Source organism: Mucilaginibacter sp. SG564, from assembly GCF_013149275.1.
Lineage (GTDB): Bacteria > Bacteroidota > Bacteroidia > Sphingobacteriales > Sphingobacteriaceae > Mucilaginibacter.
In genome coordinates this window covers 115,866-133,204 of sequence record NZ_JABGNA010000004.1, presented here as the reverse complement: position 1 = coordinate 133,204, position 17,339 = coordinate 115,866, and the positions used below count along the sequence as shown (strand labels likewise).

Sequence of the window (17,339 nt, the reverse complement as noted above, 5' to 3'; positions counted from 1 at the left end):
TTTGAAAAGCGATCATAGGGTGACTAATAGCGATGAGGACATTAAAACCTTAAATTTTTTTAATACATTTTTTAGTTTTTTGCCAATTTAAATATGGATACTCAAATTGGCGAGGTTTTAGTGCCTTCCAACAAAAAAAGAGACGCACATCGTGCGTCTCTTCAAAAATCATATCAATCCTGAAATCCTACAAATCAAGATTCAGAAGATTTATGCAAACCAGGCCATTACCTCTTCTTTGGTGGGCATAGTGATATCCAGTTTTAGTTTTTTGCGCATACCGCCCAGGTCATTGAATACTTTGTTGGGGTTGGTGGCTTTGAGCTCTTCAACCGTGTTAAAACCCATTTTATTGAGTACGGGTACCCATTCGGCTGGTACGCCAATGTTTACAAAATCCTCGGCTGCAGGCGCTTTCGCTTTTTTCTCGGGACGCATCTGTGGGAAGAACAGTACTTCCTGAATGGTGCTTTGGTTGGTCATCAGCATCACCAAACGGTCGATACCGATACCCAGGCCCGATGTTGGCGGCATACCATATTCCAGGGCGCGTAAAAAGTCGTCGTCCATGGCCATTGCTTCGTCATCGCCGCGGCCTGCCAGTATCAATTGCTCCTCTAAACGCTCGCGCTGGTCAATAGGGTCGTTCAATTCAGAGTAGGCATTCGCTATCTCCTTGCCGTTCACAAACAGCTCAAAACGCTCTACAAGGCCATCCTTGCTGCGGTGTTTTTTGGCCAGCGGGGTCATTTCGATAGGGTAGTCGGTAATGTAGGTCGGCTGTATCAGGTTGGCTTCTACTTTGGCGCTAAAAATCTCGTCGATCAATTTGCCTTTACCCATAGTTGGGTTAACTTCTATTTTGAGTTCGGCACAGGTTTGGCGCAAAGCAACTTCGTCCATAGCCGATACATCGATACCGGTATATTTCAGGATAGAATCATACATCGACAGTTTTTCGTACGGACCTGCAAAGTTGATCTCGTTGCTACCTACCTGCACTACTGGGATGCCATGTACTGCACGGGCCACGGTTTCCAGGCATTCCTCTACCATTTTCATCATCCATATATAGTCTTTGTAGGCTACATAGATCTCCATGGCGGTAAACTCCGGGTTGTGGGTGCGGTCCATGCCTTCGTTACGGAACATCTTACCAAACTCATACACACCGTCGAAACCGGCCACAATTAAACGTTTCAGGTAAAGCTCGTTGGCGATGCGCAAAAACAGCGGCATATCCAGCGTATTGTGATGCGTAGCAAACGGACGTGCCGCAGCGCCGCCATGTACGGGCTGTAGTATCGGGGTTTCTACTTCCATCCAGCCTTGCTCATTGAAGTAACCACGCATAGCGCTAATCACCTTAGAGCGGCTGATGAATATATTCTTGTATTCGGGGTTAACCGTTAAATCTACATAACGCTGGCGGTAACGCAGCTCCGGATCGGTAAAGCCATCATGTATGGTGCCGTCTTCCTCGCGTTTTACAACCGGCAGGGGTTTCAATGATTTGGAAAGCACGATCAGCTCACGAACGTGAACGGAGATCTCGCCGGTCTGGGTTAAAAATACATAGCCTTTAACGCCAATGTAATCGCCAATATCCAGCAGCTTTTTAAATACGGTATTGTACAGGGTTTTATCTTCATCCGGACAAATATCATCGCGTTTCAGATAGATCTGCACACGACCGGTTGAATCCTGGATCTCGGCAAATGACGCGCTACCCATAATACGACGGGTCATGATACGACCGGCAATCACTACATTTTGATAATTCTCGGGTTTATCCTTAAAGTTATCGGTAATATCCTGTGCCCAGGCGTTAACATCAAAAGCTTCGGCAGGGTATGGGTTAATGCCCAATGCCCTTAATTCTTGTAAAGATTTGCGGCGTATAATTTCCTGTTCGGATAGTGCAATACTCATGCTATAAACGGTATTTTAAATAGTTTGCAAAAATAGTGTTTTTAATGAGTTTGATGGAGGGTTTTTTTAACCCCCTCTAAATCTCCCCCAAAGGGGGAGACCTTTAAAAAATGTTTTTCAAAGCCCTCTCCTTTGAAGAGGGTTGGGTGAGGCCTAAACCGCGACATTGCGTGTTTGCTCTTCTCTCAACATTTTCGTATCTTTATATCAATCAACAGCCCGATACTCTGAAACAAGAGTACCGGGCTGTTGAGTTTAAGAGAAAATAGGATCAAAAATTAACATGTTTTTGTGTAGTTATTTGTTAGTCAATAATTTAATACTTTTTAAAGTTTAAAAAACTGCTCAAAATCACGCTAAAATTTGTTAAAAAGTGTTAAAATGGGGGCTTTTTAAACAATTTCGACCTGTTTTTATGCCGTTTTTGATCAAAAAAGTGTTAAAATTAAAGGTTTAAAAAGTTTTTTGAATGTGTATTTTAACCCGCTGAAACCTAACATAACCATGATGAAGAAACTAATTTCAATATTTCTTTTTTTGATAGTGGTATCAGCCAGGGCCTTTGGCCAGGATGCTACCGACCTGTACGATCCGGGCACCAAACCACAGCTGGTATCCAGGCAATTTTCCTTTACCGAAGGGCCAGCAGTAGATAAACAGGGCAATATATTCTTTACCGATCAGCCCAATAACAAGATCTGGAAATATGATACCGATGGCAAACTGTCGGTTTTTCTGGATAGCGCGGGCAGGTCAAACGGGATGTACTTTGATAAAAAAGGCAATCTCATTAGCTGTGCAGATGCTAAAGACGAATTATGGTCTATCAGCCCTAAAGGAAAAATAACTGTGCTGCTGAAAGATTATGAAGGTAAGCTATTTAATGGCCCGAACGATGTTTGGATTCACCCTAATGGCGGTATGTATATCACAGATCCTTACTACCAGCGCGATTACTGGACCCGCAAAAAGCCCGATCTGGATGGCCAAAAACTGTACTACCTCGCTAAAGGTCAGCATAAAGCAGTTATTGTCGACGCTAAATTTGTACGCCCCAACGGTATTGTAGGTACGCCTGATGGTAAAACATTATATGTGGCCGATATTGGGGATAGCAAGATCTATAAATATGATATCAATAAAGATGGATCATTAAGCAACAGAGCCTTGTTTTTTGCGCAAGGATCAGACGGTATGGCTATCGATGAGCGCGGTAATATTTACCTATGTGGAAAAGGCGTTACCATAGTAAATCCCAAAGGCGAAAAGATAGGCCATATTGATATTGACGAGCCATGGTCGGCCAATGTATGCTTCGGCGGTAAAAACAGGGATATCCTGTTCATTACGGCTTCCAAAGCGGTATACACCATGCAAATGAAGGTGAAAGGCTTTGATTAAAAATCTTGCTTTTCTATAAAACTGGCGATCTGTTGCTGTTCTTCAGGGTTGAGCAGGTCGCCGGTGTATTTCCATTGTTGACGCATGGGTTCTATAATGATGCTGCCCAGGTAATCGGGATTGGCTTCATCTGGGAGGTCGGCAGCACCTTCGGTGATCTCCAGGTCCTCGGTAAATAAGGTCGATTCGTTGTCAATGGCGGTTTTATAGATCTTGTAGGTGCCTGTATCTGTAAGATCTGGCCATAGGATGGGCTCAATAATGATATTTCTTGCACTGCCATCAGCATGTTTTAAAACGAGCGTCGCCGGATTTTTCATGGGTTATTAATTTAAAATAATACAGCAGGTTTTAAGCTTTGTTTGCTTGCTAATTTCAAAAATGTATAGAAACAAGAAGCGCCCCTGATGGGCAGGGGCGCGTTCTAACCAATTATAAACCTAAATTATGAGAAGAGTTGCAAGGGAGGAGTCGAACCATCGTTTGCTGCCTGTCAGCTCCTTACAAATAACTATGGGACAAATATACAAAGTATGTTCTATATTGCAATAGTTTCAATGATAATATTTATGTGTTAACAATTTGTTAATCATATAGTATTTAGAATATGATATTAATAATCAATTAAGTGTCTTTTTTACAGCTACACCCTGAATATCAATTAGATTTATCATGTAAGGTATATTAACAATTAGCCCTATAATGGTCAAATTTTATGATCTGAGCATGGATTTGACACTTGGTTTGTAATTTAAATTGCTTTTGGCTGACAAAGTAAAGCCCAAAAACCGAAACATTTCCTTCATAACTGACGTTGCCTCGGCTTTTTAGATAGGTAAATAAAAAAGCTGTCCCAGATGTGAACAGCTTTCCGAATTTTTATTAATTGCATTAAATTATTGCTTTGGAGCAGCGCTGGCCGCAGCGGCAGCTTTTTTCTGATCGTGTTTCGCCTTTTTAGCGGCTTTCAGATCGGCAAAGGTCTTTCTCTGGTCTGCGGTTAAAATAGTATTTAATTTTCGATCGGTTTGTGACTGGATAGCTTTGTGAGCGGCTTTGTTTGCTTTTTTATCAGTTTTATGTGCTTTTAAACTATCCAACCTGGTGGCTTCTGTTAAGAATAGAGCATTCACCTCCTTGGTTTGACTTGTGGTAAGCATCAGCTTTTTCTGTAGGTTTTGTGTTTTATGCGCGGCCTTTTGTACAGGTGTTTTCGCTGGTTGCTGTTGTGCATTGGCCAATACGTTTAACCCGGTTACCAATGTTATGATTAAAATTAATTTTTTCATTACCTTTTATTTATGATTTGTGATGATATGACAAACGGGAGGCTATTTGGTTTAATAAACATAAAATGGAGCATAATTAATGAAAACTTAACACAAAAAACTCAATTTTATGGTTAAACCAAAACGTCATATTAACGTCAAAGTATCTGTAATTCATGATCCTGCGCAAATGATCATCTATGAAAAACACCATAAAGCACATCTGCTGCATCGCGCTACTTAGTCTGGGCATAGTATCGCTTTCCTCGTTTTTTATTGTGCATAGCCACAATTCATCTTTCAGATGGAGATTTCCGTATGAGCGGCAAGGTTTAACAGAAAGACAAGCGGCTGCGCACCTGTTGAGCCGGTTTACTTATGGAGCTACGCCCGGCGAAATTGATGAAGTTGTAAAATCGGGTCTTGAAAACTGGTTTAAGCACCAAATGGAGGCTAATCTTCCTGATGATTCGCTGAAGCGTATGTTATCGCAATATGATGCTCTTAGCTTGAGTAATACCCAAGTGGCTAAGGAGTTTCCGAAAAATGCGCAGGTACTGCGTATGGCTATAAGCGCGGGGGTAGTGAACAAAGATTCGGTGAAGGCCGACCAGAAAGCTTACCGTGATGTGCTGCAAAACTACATGCAGCAAAACGGTATGAAACCTGAGCAAGAGCTATTCAGGCAGTTTATCAATCAAAAAATATTACGCGCTGCTTATACTAATAATCAGTTACAGGAGGTAATGACCAGTTTCTGGTTCAACCATTTTAATGTGTCGCTTACTAAAAACGATTGCGCGCAATTTATACCTGCCTATGAGCGGGATGTGATCCGGCCTAATGCTTTGGGTAAATTCAATGATATTTTGCTGGCTACTGCTAAATCACCAGCCATGTTGTATTACTTGGATAATTTTACCAGCTCAGCTGCTAACAATGATATGCAGGCGGCTAAAAAGCCGATTCGTGCCACGCAACTGCAGAATATGATTGGTCAACCGGTAGATACCGGCAGACGTGCAACCTTAATGACTAAACTGAAAAAAGCAAAAGGTATACAGGGCCTAAATGAAAATTATGCCCGGGAAGTGATGGAATTACACACCCTGGGAGTCGACGGAGGGTATACGCAACAGGATGTAACCCAGGCGGCCAAAGTATTAACCGGCTGGACAATATATCCAATAGGAGAATATGGTAAGCTGGGGAAAAACATTATGGATAAAATAGGGACTGATCGTTTGGAAAAGCGGGGTTTTGTTCGTGATAGTGATTTTCTGTTCAATGCTAATCGTCATGATAAAACGGAGAAAGTTGTTTTGGGTAAGCATTTCGGTCCGGATGAAGGATATCAGGAAGGCGTACAACTACTAACCATGCTGGCCCATAGCCCTGCTACAGCAAAGTTTATCAGTCGTAAAATTGCGGTACGCTTTGTGAGCGATACCCCACCACAAAGCCTGATTGATAAAATGGCCAAAACATTTTTGGATAAAGATGGAGATATTAAACAGGTGCTTATTACGATGGTAAGTGCGCCAGAATTTTGGAGCCCTTCGACCCTGCGCGAAAAAACAAAATCGCCGTTTGAGCTGGCTATTGGCTCTGTTCGCAGCCTGCATGCCACTATCCAGCAACCGTATCAGTTATACAACTGGATCAATAAAATGGGTGAGAAAGTGTATTATTACCAGGCACCAACCGGTTTCCCGGATAAGGGGCAATATTGGATCAATACCGGTTCATTGCTTAACCGGATGAATTTTGGTTTGGCACTGGCAACGGGTCGTATACCGGGTGTAAAGGTAGATCTGGCCGCGTTGAATAATCATCATGAACCGGAAAGTGCGCAGGCAGCTTTAACTATCTACAGTAAACTGATCATGCCGGAGCGTAAGCTAGACGAAACCATCAAACGGCTTACACCATTATTAACCGATCCTAACCTGGCGCAAAGAGTTGATGAAGCGAGCTCGAACAAACTTTACGTAAAAGAAGGGCAGCCTGCCAGCATGACCATGACCGCTCCTGAAAAAATGATGGCAGATAATAAATTGGCCGCGCAGGGTAAGCAACCAAATAATATAACAGCCATGCAGCCAAAGGGCGCTAATAATAACTCCATGTTGGGGCAGGTAGTAGGAGTGATCATCGGTTCACCTGAATATCAACGGCGTTAATCTATAAAAACATACGATCATGGTATCAAGAAGAGGGTTTTTAAAATCAGGCGGTTTAGCCTTATTGGGTGTAGGTTTAATGGGTGGCATTCCAGGTTTTTTAGCCGAGGCTGCCGCGAGCGAAAAGATCATATCTCCCTATAAAAAACGTAAAACGTTGATCTGTATATTTCAACGTGGCGCTATGGACGGTCTGATGGCAGTAACGCCATTTACCGATCAATATTTAAAAGATGCCCGGCCAACGCTGTTTATGTCGGCAGCAAAAACGGGGAATAATTCTCCGTTGATAGATCTGGATGGTAAATTTGGATTGCATCCTTCTATGAAATCTTTTGAGGCCTTATTTCGCGAAAAACGCCTGGGCATAGTGCAAGGTATCGGGTCGCCCAATAATACTCGTTCGCATTTTGACGCGCAGGATTATATGGAGTCGGGCACGCCATTTAACAAGGGTACATCAAGCGGCTGGCTTAACCGGGCGGTTGGTTTACTGGGGCATGATGCCTTAACGCCTTTTACCGCTGTGAGTATGACATCAGCCATGCCGCGGTCTTTTTATGGGGATAACCCTTCGGTGTCTATCAGTAATTTGCAGGATTTCGCCATCCAGATGCGCGGTAATCCCATGGGGGCCAATATGGCTTCCAAAAGTTTTGAAGATCTGTATGATCAAACTTCATCGGGCTTGTTAAAGCAAACCGGTAAAGAAAGCTTTGAGGCGGTTAAAATGCTGCAGAAAACAAATATCAAAAATTATACGCCAGCCAATAACGCGGTATATCCCAATTCGGCCCTGGGTAATTCCTTAAAACAAATTGCCCAATTGGTTAAAATGGAGGTGGGATTGGAGGTAGCTTTTGCCGAATCAAACGGCTGGGATACGCACTTCAACCAAGGAACCGAGAACGGGATATTTGCCCGTAACGTGGCCGATTTGAGTGATAGCATCGCCGCCCTATGGTGTGATCTGGAAGCTTACCAGGATGATGTGACCGTGATGACCATGACCGAATTTGGGCGCACTGTACACCAAAACGGTACCGGTGGCACCGATCATGGCCGGGCGTCATGTAATTTTATCCTGGGGAATGATATTAACGGCGGCTTGGTGCATGGCAATATGCAACCCTTAGCTGTGGAAAACCTGGAAGATGGGCGCGACCTTGCGGTTACCACCGATTTCAGAAGCGTTTTTAGCGAAGTGGCGGATAGACATCTGAGTATTAACAATGATCATATTCTGTTTCCGGATTGGAAAGGGGATAGGATAGGAGTAATGCGGGGATAATTTCCTATCCCAGCCACGAAATAGGTAGTTTGATATAAAAAACTGTACCACGGCCCACGATGCTTTCCACATCGATGATGCCGTTATGTTTTTCGACTATCTGGCGTACAATGCTTAAACCCAGGCCGGTTGACTCTTCGCCTCTGACGCCTGTTCTGCGTGCTTTTGAAAAGCGGTTAAATATGTCAGGAAGTATATCGGCTGGTATGCCCAGGCCGTAATCCTGTACCTCAATAATCAGTTCCTCGGCTTTTTTATTCAGCCTGACGTCTACACGACTGTTATCTTTCGAAAATTTGATGGCGTTGCTAATCAGGTTGTCTATGGCTCGATGCAACTTTTCCTTATTTACTTTGGCATAAGCCGGATTTACATGGCTGGTAAATATCACATCCGTTTTAAGGTCCTGCTGTATCTCCCAGTCGTTCACGATGCTTTTTAACAATTGATTCAGCTCCGTTCTTTCCATTACAAAAACATCGTTGGTATCATTACGGGCAGCTTCCAGGAGGTCGTCAATAATATTTCGGGCTTTAATACAGGATGCTTTCATCATGTTAAGATTCTCCTGCATTTCATCGTTTAAGTCATGATCCATTTCCATGATCATGGCCAGTGATTCTACCGCGGCGATAGGGTTACGCAAGTCATGTGCTACCATACCCAATACCTGGTTCTTAAACTCGCCTGCTTTTTCTATCTCTACGTTTTTTTCCCTGATCTCGATCACCTGCTGGTAATAATTAACCTTGTAGGAGAAAAAATACCTGGAAGTAAGGTAAAAGGCCGAAAGCAAAATAGCCGATATCAGCTGATTATACACCATTTGAGTAGAGCTGGTTTGGCTATAGAATAGCAGACCGGTAAACAATATTTCAATAGTTATGATCAATATAATGGTTTCATAATATTCAAATACGTATATAGCACTTATCAAACTTAAGGCAATCAGGTACAAGGTTAAAGCATTACTGGGATCTGATGTGGCAATAAAGCTGGAATACATACCACAGGAAATGATGTAGACCGAAAACAGGAATACCAGGAGTGCCATTGCGGCAGTCGCTTTCTTGTGGCTTTTGAAATTAGCGATCAACAGATTGCTGAAGATCAAAAAAACAGGGGTGATAATAATAAACACCCAATTACTTAAACTAAACTCCGGGAAGTTTTGAGCGCGCGTAAGACTTACCGGGAAAACAAAGTATAATATCCTTATAATAACATTCAGTACAAGAAATATAATGCTTCCAGCTCTTATAGCCACCAGATTTTGATAGGTATAATAGTCCCGGTATGACGCCCTGTATTTTGCCGGCAGGCTATTAAAAAAGAAATGAGTATTCAATGGTATCGCATATAAGGCTGTGTGGCAAAAATATCAAAATTTAATAAGAAATTTTTCAAATAATAACAAGTCAAAATGTCGTTTCAGTTTATATTTACCTGACTTTTTTTCACTTAACATTAAGTGGCAAGCGTTTTGATTAATACTCATCAAACATATCAGTATGAACTTTAACAACTTTACCATAAAAGCCCAGGAAGCTGTACAAAAGGCTTCGGAAATTGCCGTTGGAAATCAACAACAGGCAATAGAACCCGCGCACCTGTTAAAAGGCTTGTTGCTGGTTGATGAAAATGTTATAACCTATTTATTAAAAAAATTAAACGTAAACCTTAACCGGCTAAATGAAACGCTCGATGCGCAGATCAGCTCGTACCCAAAGGTAAGCGGAAGCAATATTTATCTGTCATCAGATGCCAATTCGGCCTTGCAAAAAGCGCAGGGGTATTTAAAAGAATTTAAAGACGAATTTGTTTCGGTTGAACATATACTATTGGGCATACTATCAGCTGGTGGTACTATCAGCTCGTTGCTAAAAGACCTTGGCGTAAACGAAAAAGACCTGAAGAAAGCTATTATAAGTTTACGTGGCGATAGCAAGGTAACCGATCAGAATGCCGAAGCTACTTATAACGCCCTGAATAAATATGCCCGTAACCTGAATGAATATGCCGGATCGGGCAAGCTTGACCCGGTTATCGGCAGGGATGAAGAGATCCGCAGGGTGATCCAAATTTTGTCGCGCCGTACCAAAAACAACCCGATATTGGTGGGAGAACCTGGTGTGGGTAAAACAGCCATAGCCGAAGGTATCGCCTTTAGGATCATTAAAGGTGATGTGCCTGAAAGTTTGAAAACCAAGGTGGTTTATTCCCTGGATATGGGTGCCCTGATAGCCGGTGCCAAGTACAAAGGCGAGTTTGAAGAGCGCCTGAAAGCGGTGATCAAGGAAGTGACTCAAAGCGATGGCGAAATTATCCTGTTTATTGATGAGATCCACACGCTGGTAGGTGCCGGTGGTGGCGAAGGAGCCATGGATGCGGCCAATATATTAAAGCCTGCATTGGCCCGTGGTGAGCTACGGTCAATTGGTGCTACCACGCTTAACGAATATCAGAAATACCTGGAAAAAGATAAAGCACTGGAACGCCGTTTTCAAAAGGTAATGGTGGAAGAACCTGATGCTGCCGATGCCATATCTATTTTACGTGGCTTAAAGGAACGTTACGAAACCCACCACAAGGTGCGGATCAAAGACGAGGCTATTATAGCCGCGGTAGAGATGTCGCAACGCTACATTTCTGACAGGTTTTTACCCGATAAAGCGATTGACCTGATGGACGAGGCCGCCTCTAAATTACGTTTAGAGATGGATTCGGTACCCGAAGTGGTTGATGAACTGGAACGCCGTATTATGCAGTTAGAAATTGAACGCGAAGCTATCAAAAGAGAAAAGGATGATCGTAAAGTAGCCGAATTGAGCGAAGAGATTGCTAATCTCTCGGCTCAGCGCGATTCATTACGTGCCAAATGGCAGGGCGAAAAAGACCTGGTTGACGGTATCAATCAAAAAGTTGAACTCATTGAGAATTACAAACTCGAAGCTGAACAGGCTGAGCGAGCCGGTGATTATGGAAAAGTAGCAGAATTACGCTACGGAACCATTGTACAGGCCCAGGCCGAAGTGGAAAAATTGAAAGCCGCCCTGCTCGAAAATCAAAGCGATAGCCGCATGCTCAAAGAAGAGGTTACTGCCGATGATATTGCTGGTGTGGTGTCCCGCTGGACCGGCATCCCGGTTTCGAAAATGATACAAAGCGAGCGCGAAAAACTGCTGCACCTGGAAGAAGAACTGCACAAACGTGTAGCAGGACAGGAGGAAGCCATTGAAGCCATCAGCGATGCTATACGCCGCAGCCGTGCCGGTTTGCAGGACAAACGTAAACCTATTGGTTCGTTTATATTTCTGGGTACAACCGGCGTAGGTAAAACGGAGTTGGCGAAAGCTTTAGCGGAGTATTTGTTCAATGACGAAAGCGCCTTAGTGCGTATTGATATGAGCGAATACCAGGAACGCCACGCGGTTTCCAGGTTAATTGGTGCGCCTCCGGGCTATGTGGGCTATGATGAAGGTGGTCAGTTGACCGAAGCAGTACGCCGCAAACCTTATAGTGTGGTACTGCTGGATGAAATTGAAAAGGCCCATCCGGATGTGTTTAATATCCTGTTGCAAGTATTAGACGATGGCCGTTTGACTGATAATAAGGGTCGTGTGGTGAACTTTAAGAATACCATTATCATCATGACCTCTAACATCGGCTCAAACATCATTCAGGAAAACTTCCAAACGCTGGAGGATAGCAACCGTGAAGAGCTGATAGCCAAAACCAAGAATGAGTTATTCCAGTTGTTGCGTACTACCATTCGTCCGGAGTTTTTGAACCGTATCGACGAGATCATTATGTTTACTCCGCTGAGTCGTGATGAAATACATGATATCGTGAAACTGCAGTTTAACCAGGTAAAACAAACCCTGGCCGAAATGGGTATCACGATGGAAGCTACCGACGAGGCATTGGATTGGTTGGCCCAGTTAGGTTATGATCCTCAATTTGGTGCCCGTCCATTAAAACGTGTCATCCAGAAAAAGATCCTGAACGAGTTATCGAAACAGATCCTGGCAGGCACAGTTGATAAGGACAGTACCATTAAAGTAGATATGTTTGATAATAACTTTGTGTTTTTAAACACGCCCAAAGCTGCCGACGAACCGGTAAAAGAATAAATAATAATTCTATCATATAGCAAAGGGCCACCCATTTGGGTGGCCCTTTGCGTTTATTCTCCATGTGTCATTGCGAACGTAGTGTGGCAATCCCCTACTTACAGAGTAGCTCCGCTTATTGGGGATTGCCACGCTATCGCTCCAATGACGCGTTTTTTATGAGCTCCAAATTATATAGTTAGATTAAGGTTTTTCCTCGTCGTCTTCTTTACCTTTTTCTTCAACCATTTCAATTAAGGTTTCATTGTCAATAATTCTATCCCTGTTTTTTGATTGGGTTGGTGCTGCCCCGGTAATGGCCACACCGGTAACAGCCAGTAATAACAATACCACCAGGCAAAAAAGCCTGATGATTTTTTTTAGCTTTTTCATGCCGATAGCAATGTGAGCTTAATATGCCCTAAGCATACTAAGCCATTTGATAAAATTTATAAATACGGTGTTAATTGATAAACAGGCAGATTAGCCTATTAGAAGAGACGAGATGTATTGCGTTGATCGGCTGTGCGATACAAGTGATCGATGGTGTATGTGAAGTAATATTTAGCAGATGAAAATATCTGGCTTAAATGCCGGTAGCGGATTACTGCAAGCTTGTTATCGGTAAAGATACTTTGAATAGTATAGCTACTCTTTGCAAAGTAAGGTAATGCATTGCTACGAAAAGCTAATGCAGCTCTTTTATAACTGATCCCGCCTTTTAAAATAAAACTCTTATTGGCAAACAGTTCTGTTGTCGAAACCCTGTTGCCTCCGGGAATGCTCTGGCTTACATGGCCCGACAGCGCAAAAAAACTAAGCAGCAGACTAAATGCCAGCAGGTATTTTTTAAAAGTAGTCTGGATATTGCTATAAACCATATGTAAATATAGCTAAATAAGGTGATTTATGAATGTGTTATATTTTTATTTAAATGCCTTGCACTCATGTTGTTGATAATATTTAATAATATGTTAATATTGTGTAAATGTTTGAGTATAAACTTTTACAGAAGTTTACCTCACAATTATTTAGTACCGACACATATACAAATTTACCGAAAATCACTATGCTTAAATTTACCCAACCCGGGCTATTATTCGTAGCCTCTGCCCTTACCGGAATGCTGGTAATGGGTTGCCAGAAAAACAATGCTCCTCAAAGCCAAACTCCTGATGCGGCTACCGGAATCAGCAAAAACATCAAAACACAAGCGGTATCGCTTACCCAGGGTTTTGAAGTTGGCTCAACCAGCCCTAAAACAGCTTATGACGTAGCACCAGCCGGCTCAAGCAGTGGCGACAACGTTACCCTGTCTGGCAATTCATGGAACATGTTCGATGCGCTGATAGGTAACCTGGCCGCAGATCAAAAAGCAGGCTCATGGAGCGCCCGTATACGCAATACTGGTAAAATTACCATGTTATTTGATGTAACCGGTGGCATAAGCACTGTTACCATTAAATCCGCAACTTATAATGGTGATACTGCCAGCCAGTGGGGATTGTTTTACTCTGTTGATGGTGGCACCACCTGGGCTCAATCGGGTTCAAACGTAACAACCGGCGCATCATTGGCTTTACAAACTTTTACTATTAATGTAACCGGTAATGCACGTTTAGAAATCCGCAAATTAACAGGCGGCAGCAACCGTATCAATATCGATGATATCACTATTAATGATAACGGTGGTGGTACAACTCCTCCAGTGGTGGTTACAGGTAAAAAATACCTGTTTGATGCCAGTCATCTGGAAAACGCCGGCAGCGCCGATTGGCAGATAGATGCTGATGGTACCGAAAACGTGCCAATTTATACTGGTGGTACTACTGTTGAAACCAAAGCACAACGTATCCCAACCCCGTCATATACTGGTATCACTGCCAGCACTCCCGAAACTTACTGGAAAGGTGGAATATCATCATGGGCAGTTTCATTGGTGAAACTGGGCGAACTGGTTGAAACTTTACCGGTGGGTACAGCAATTACTTATGGTAATTCATCAAACCCTCAGGATTTGAGCAACTATGATGTATTTGTTGTAGTTGAGCCAAACCGTTTATTTACCGCTGCAGAAAAAACTGCTTTAATGAACTTTGTTTCAAACGGCGGTGGTTTATTTATGATTGCAGACCATACCGCTGCTACCACGGCCGGAACCGATGCCAATGGTTATAACCCATCTGACAGAGATGGTGATGGTTATGATTCACCACGTGTATGGAACGACCTAATGACCAATAACGGTATTAACAATAGCAATCCATTTGGTTTCAATATCAATTATGTTGATATCAGCGAAGGTCCATCAACCAATGTTTATACCGGTACTAATGCCAATGCGCAAAAAGTATTGAATGGCGCTACTGGTACAGCTTCAAAACTGGCTTTCTATAATGGTTCAACAGCCACTTTAACGCCAACAAATAACTCAAGCGTACAAGGTTTATTCTGGCGTAATTCAGCCACAAACGGTGGTAACAATAACGTAATGGCTTTATTGGCTACTTACGGAAGCGGTCGTATAGTTTGGATAGGTGATAGCTCGCCTGCCGACGACGGCACAGGCGATACTGGCGATAATCTGTTTAACGGCTGGTCTGGTGATTCACCATCTGGTTTTACCTCACACCCGGCTTTGCACTTAAATGCCTCCTTGTGGTTAGCTAAGGCTATATAAACACATTCCTGTAGGGGAAACTTTAAAAAAAAATATCCTGAAAACTTACGAAGTTTTTAAAACTTCGTAAGTTTTTTTGTTTTAAACCCGGCTTATTCAAACAAGGAAGATGTTTTATGGTTGTACATGTAAGCAGCTTATGCTGAATCCTGTTACATTAAACAACCATCACCACCATGAGAAGTTACGAAACCTTAGTGGATGCCACTAACGATCTTATAAAAAGAGGATATACCGCCAACCTGAGTCTGGATGGTGATACCATAGATGATAAAGCACAGAATATCCACATGAGTGCTGATGATTTTGAAATTGATGAATTTTATCGCTTCGAAGGAGCCAGTAATCCAGACGATATGTCGATAATTTATGCTGTATCATCACCTAAGTATAATATTAAAGGTGTATTGATCAACGCTTATGGGACTTATGCGGATAATAGCGAATCGGCTATTGCCGCAAAGCTAAATCATCACCAGGTAAGCCATAATCTGCACAGAGAAGACAGGCCAACTTCGGATTAAATCAAAATTCAAAAGTAAAAAGTCAAAAATTGAAACTAGCTTGGTTATCTAAATTACAGATATAACGGATTTTAAAACTTTTGACTTTTTACTTTTGAATTAACTTCAGCGTATTTTTCGCGGCCGATCGCATACCTGCGCTCTTGTTGCAGAGGAATATTTTGAGCTGACCTTCTAATTCTTCTGCTATCCAATCATAACGGTCTTTTAAATTAAAAAGCGCTTTACCGGCAAAGGCTTTTACAGCCACCTTAACTTTGGGATCAATCATCCAGTCAAAAAGCTGTTCAACCACGGGCTCCAGGTCTATAGTTTGAAGTTTTTGCTTTACCGGGACCGGTGATGTAGTGTCGGTCATGTGCATGATCAATTTGGTATAGTGCCGCATGCAGCTGGGATTTTTCACCTCTTTGAAACGGGATGCAAAGTATTCCAGGTCATTAAGATAATGTTCCGGATCTTTCAGATACATATTCTCCAATATCCACACTGCACGAAACCCGATCACCTTATCCGGATGAAAGGTAATATCGATCAGATCGCGCAAGGCAAAATGCTGTTCCTCTAAGATGCGAGTCAGTTTCAATACTTTGGTTTTACCCAATGTGTGCGATAATTCTTCAGTAAGTTGTTGACGGGTAAGCATCTGATACAAATTTAAGACTTTTAATATAATCGACGATGTTTTATTGGTCTGAAAATTGCTGGTTTTTCAAGTCACCTAAAACATATGTCATGAAACCGTATCTGCCATTACTGATCTGTTTGTTGTTTTCAATTAATCTTTTTGGTCAGGTAAATATTGCACCTATTCCGGGGTGGAAAATGGATGTAAGTAATGGCCATTATTCTTTCACCCCACCTGCTGGCAATGGGAGTTATGGGTTTAAGTATGAAATATTTCCTCCGGCAAATAATAAAGGCGATTTGATGGAATGGCTTAAAACGGTTACAATACAGGATCTGCGAACATCCGGATATTCGGCTCCTTTACCCGGCGAACCTCAGGAGGCTAAAGATATTCAAACGTTAACTACTTATTCTGTTATTGTTCAGGACGCCTCAAAGCGTAAAATAACAGCAATGTATTTCGCTTATTTAAGGCCCGATCATACTATCCGCTACGGAAAGGTGATGCGTTTGCGTGAATATTCCGGTAATTATATCAATATTGCTGCTACTCATTTTGTGTCGTTGGTGAAGCAAGAGGCTCTAACTCAAAATAGTGCTAATGGAGCCATAGCATCTGCCCCTCAGCAAAATACGAGCGCCTCCCAATCAATGCCTCAAATGAGTGGGAAAGGCATGTCATCTGCAGATATAAAAGGTATAGTATTACACAGCGAGAGTAGCTATGGCGTTGGCGGTATGCTTATATTTATATATAAACCATATATTTTGTTCAATAACGGCAGTCTTTACGAACATCCTGAAGTCAGTCCGAATGATTTAAATGTAACCCAATCCCGCCAGTCAGAACCCGAAAAGTGGGGCACCTGGAAGCTGAATGGAAAAACTTTAACTATTGTACATGGCAGTAAAAATGGCCCAACGGGCAAATCCAACAATTGGACAGGCGGCTGGACATGGGCTGCCCCAGCCAAAAAAGGCGAGAAACTAACCGCCACTTACGGCAGCATTTCTGGAGGGGGTAATACGGCTATAGGTGGTGGTTCTATTACGGTATCATCCAAATACATTACGTTTAACAATCAGGGGCAGTTTACTTATGAAACTGTAGGAGGGGGGAGTTACCATGATAACAGTGGCGGCGTATCAGCCTATTCGGCAAGAAACACCGCCGGGACATACCTGCTCGACGGCTATTCCATAGAATTTCGTTTTAACAATGGGAAAGTACAACGGCAATGTTTTTATTTTTATAACGAAGGCGATAAAGAAATATTTGGCATTGGTAACCGCCCCTATACCATTTCTAAATAAATTA

The 17,339-nt window shown here is 42.5% G+C and carries 14 protein-coding genes; 7 read left to right on the top strand and 7 right to left on the bottom strand.

Annotated elements, in window-relative coordinates:
- Positions 1–210: 210 nt before the first annotated feature.
- Positions 211–1,932, bottom strand: coding sequence for a lysine--tRNA ligase (lysS, locus tag FHW89_RS10470; RefSeq protein ID WP_172334993.1), 1,722 nt, complete (start codon positions 1,930–1,932; stop codon positions 211–213).
- 504 nt (positions 1,933–2,436) lie between these two features.
- Between lysS and FHW89_RS10465 the strand changes: the two genes are divergently transcribed.
- Positions 2,437–3,333 (top strand): SMP-30/gluconolactonase/LRE family protein, encoded by an 897-nt coding sequence (locus tag FHW89_RS10465; RefSeq protein WP_172334992.1) that lies wholly within the window; start codon positions 2,437–2,439, stop codon positions 3,331–3,333.
- On the opposite strand, the gene FHW89_RS10460 is transcribed toward FHW89_RS10465, so the two are convergent.
- Positions 3,330–3,653 carry a hypothetical protein gene (locus FHW89_RS10460; protein ID WP_172334991.1) on the bottom strand — a complete coding sequence of 108 codons (324 nt, stop codon included), beginning with the start codon at positions 3,651–3,653 and terminating at the stop codon, positions 3,330–3,332. The genes FHW89_RS10465 and FHW89_RS10460 overlap by 4 nt on opposite strands.
- 576 nt (positions 3,654–4,229) lie before the next feature.
- Positions 4,230–4,622, bottom strand: a complete 393-nt coding sequence (locus FHW89_RS10455; protein ID WP_172334990.1) for a hypothetical protein — start codon at positions 4,620–4,622, stop codon at positions 4,230–4,232.
- 179 nt (positions 4,623–4,801) lie between these two features.
- Between FHW89_RS10455 and FHW89_RS10450 the strand changes: the two genes are divergently transcribed.
- Complete coding sequence (locus FHW89_RS10450; protein WP_172334989.1) at positions 4,802–6,784, top strand: DUF1800 domain-containing protein; 1,983 nt, start codon at positions 4,802–4,804, stop codon at positions 6,782–6,784.
- 19 nt (positions 6,785–6,803) lie between these two features.
- Positions 6,804–8,075 (top strand): DUF1501 domain-containing protein, encoded by a 1,272-nt coding sequence (locus tag FHW89_RS10445; RefSeq protein WP_172334988.1) that lies wholly within the window; start codon positions 6,804–6,806, stop codon positions 8,073–8,075.
- Positions 8,076–8,079: 4 nt separating this feature from the next.
- On the opposite strand, the gene FHW89_RS10440 is transcribed toward FHW89_RS10445, so the two are convergent.
- Positions 8,080–9,423, bottom strand: a complete 1,344-nt coding sequence (locus FHW89_RS10440) for a sensor histidine kinase KdpD (RefSeq protein WP_172334987.1) — start codon at positions 9,421–9,423, stop codon at positions 8,080–8,082.
- A gap of 163 nt (positions 9,424–9,586) precedes the next feature.
- Here FHW89_RS10440 and clpB point away from each other — a divergent pair, with 163 nt between their 5' ends.
- The gene (gene clpB / locus FHW89_RS10435; RefSeq protein WP_172334986.1) at positions 9,587–12,208 is read left to right on the top strand and encodes an ATP-dependent chaperone ClpB; all 2,622 of its coding nucleotides are present in this window, start codon (positions 9,587–9,589) and stop codon (positions 12,206–12,208) included.
- Between the two features lie 183 nt (positions 12,209–12,391).
- Here the strand turns inward: clpB and FHW89_RS10430 are convergent, their stop codons facing one another.
- A complete protein-coding gene (locus FHW89_RS10430) occupies positions 12,392–12,580 on the bottom strand; it encodes a hypothetical protein (protein ID WP_172334985.1) in 189 nt (62 codons plus the stop codon).
- A gap of 98 nt (positions 12,581–12,678) precedes the next feature.
- A complete protein-coding gene (locus FHW89_RS10425; protein ID WP_172334984.1) occupies positions 12,679–13,068 on the bottom strand; it encodes a hypothetical protein in 390 nt (129 codons plus the stop codon).
- Between the two features lie 188 nt (positions 13,069–13,256).
- Between FHW89_RS10425 and FHW89_RS10420 the strand changes: the two genes are divergently transcribed.
- Together FHW89_RS10420 and FHW89_RS10415 are read left to right on the top strand one after the other, a co-directional pair.
- Positions 13,257–14,867: a hydrolase gene (locus tag FHW89_RS10420; protein ID WP_172334983.1), complete on the top strand. Its 1,611-nt coding sequence runs from the start codon at positions 13,257–13,259 to the stop codon at positions 14,865–14,867.
- A gap of 176 nt (positions 14,868–15,043) precedes the next feature.
- Positions 15,044–15,391 carry a phosphoribosylpyrophosphate synthetase gene (locus FHW89_RS10415; RefSeq protein ID WP_172334982.1) on the top strand — a complete coding sequence of 116 codons (348 nt, stop codon included), beginning with the start codon at positions 15,044–15,046 and terminating at the stop codon, positions 15,389–15,391.
- An 88-nt stretch (positions 15,392–15,479) separates the two neighbouring features.
- On the opposite strand, the gene FHW89_RS10410 is transcribed toward FHW89_RS10415, so the two are convergent.
- Positions 15,480–16,037 carry a hypothetical protein gene (locus tag FHW89_RS10410; protein ID WP_172334981.1) on the bottom strand — a complete coding sequence of 186 codons (558 nt, stop codon included), beginning with the start codon at positions 16,035–16,037 and terminating at the stop codon, positions 15,480–15,482.
- Between the two features lie 89 nt (positions 16,038–16,126).
- On the opposite strand from FHW89_RS10410, the gene FHW89_RS10405 reads away from it, so the two are divergent.
- Positions 16,127–17,335: a hypothetical protein gene (locus FHW89_RS10405; protein ID WP_172334980.1), complete on the top strand. Its 1,209-nt coding sequence runs from the start codon at positions 16,127–16,129 to the stop codon at positions 17,333–17,335.
- The last annotated feature ends 4 nt before the right edge of the window (positions 17,336–17,339 follow it).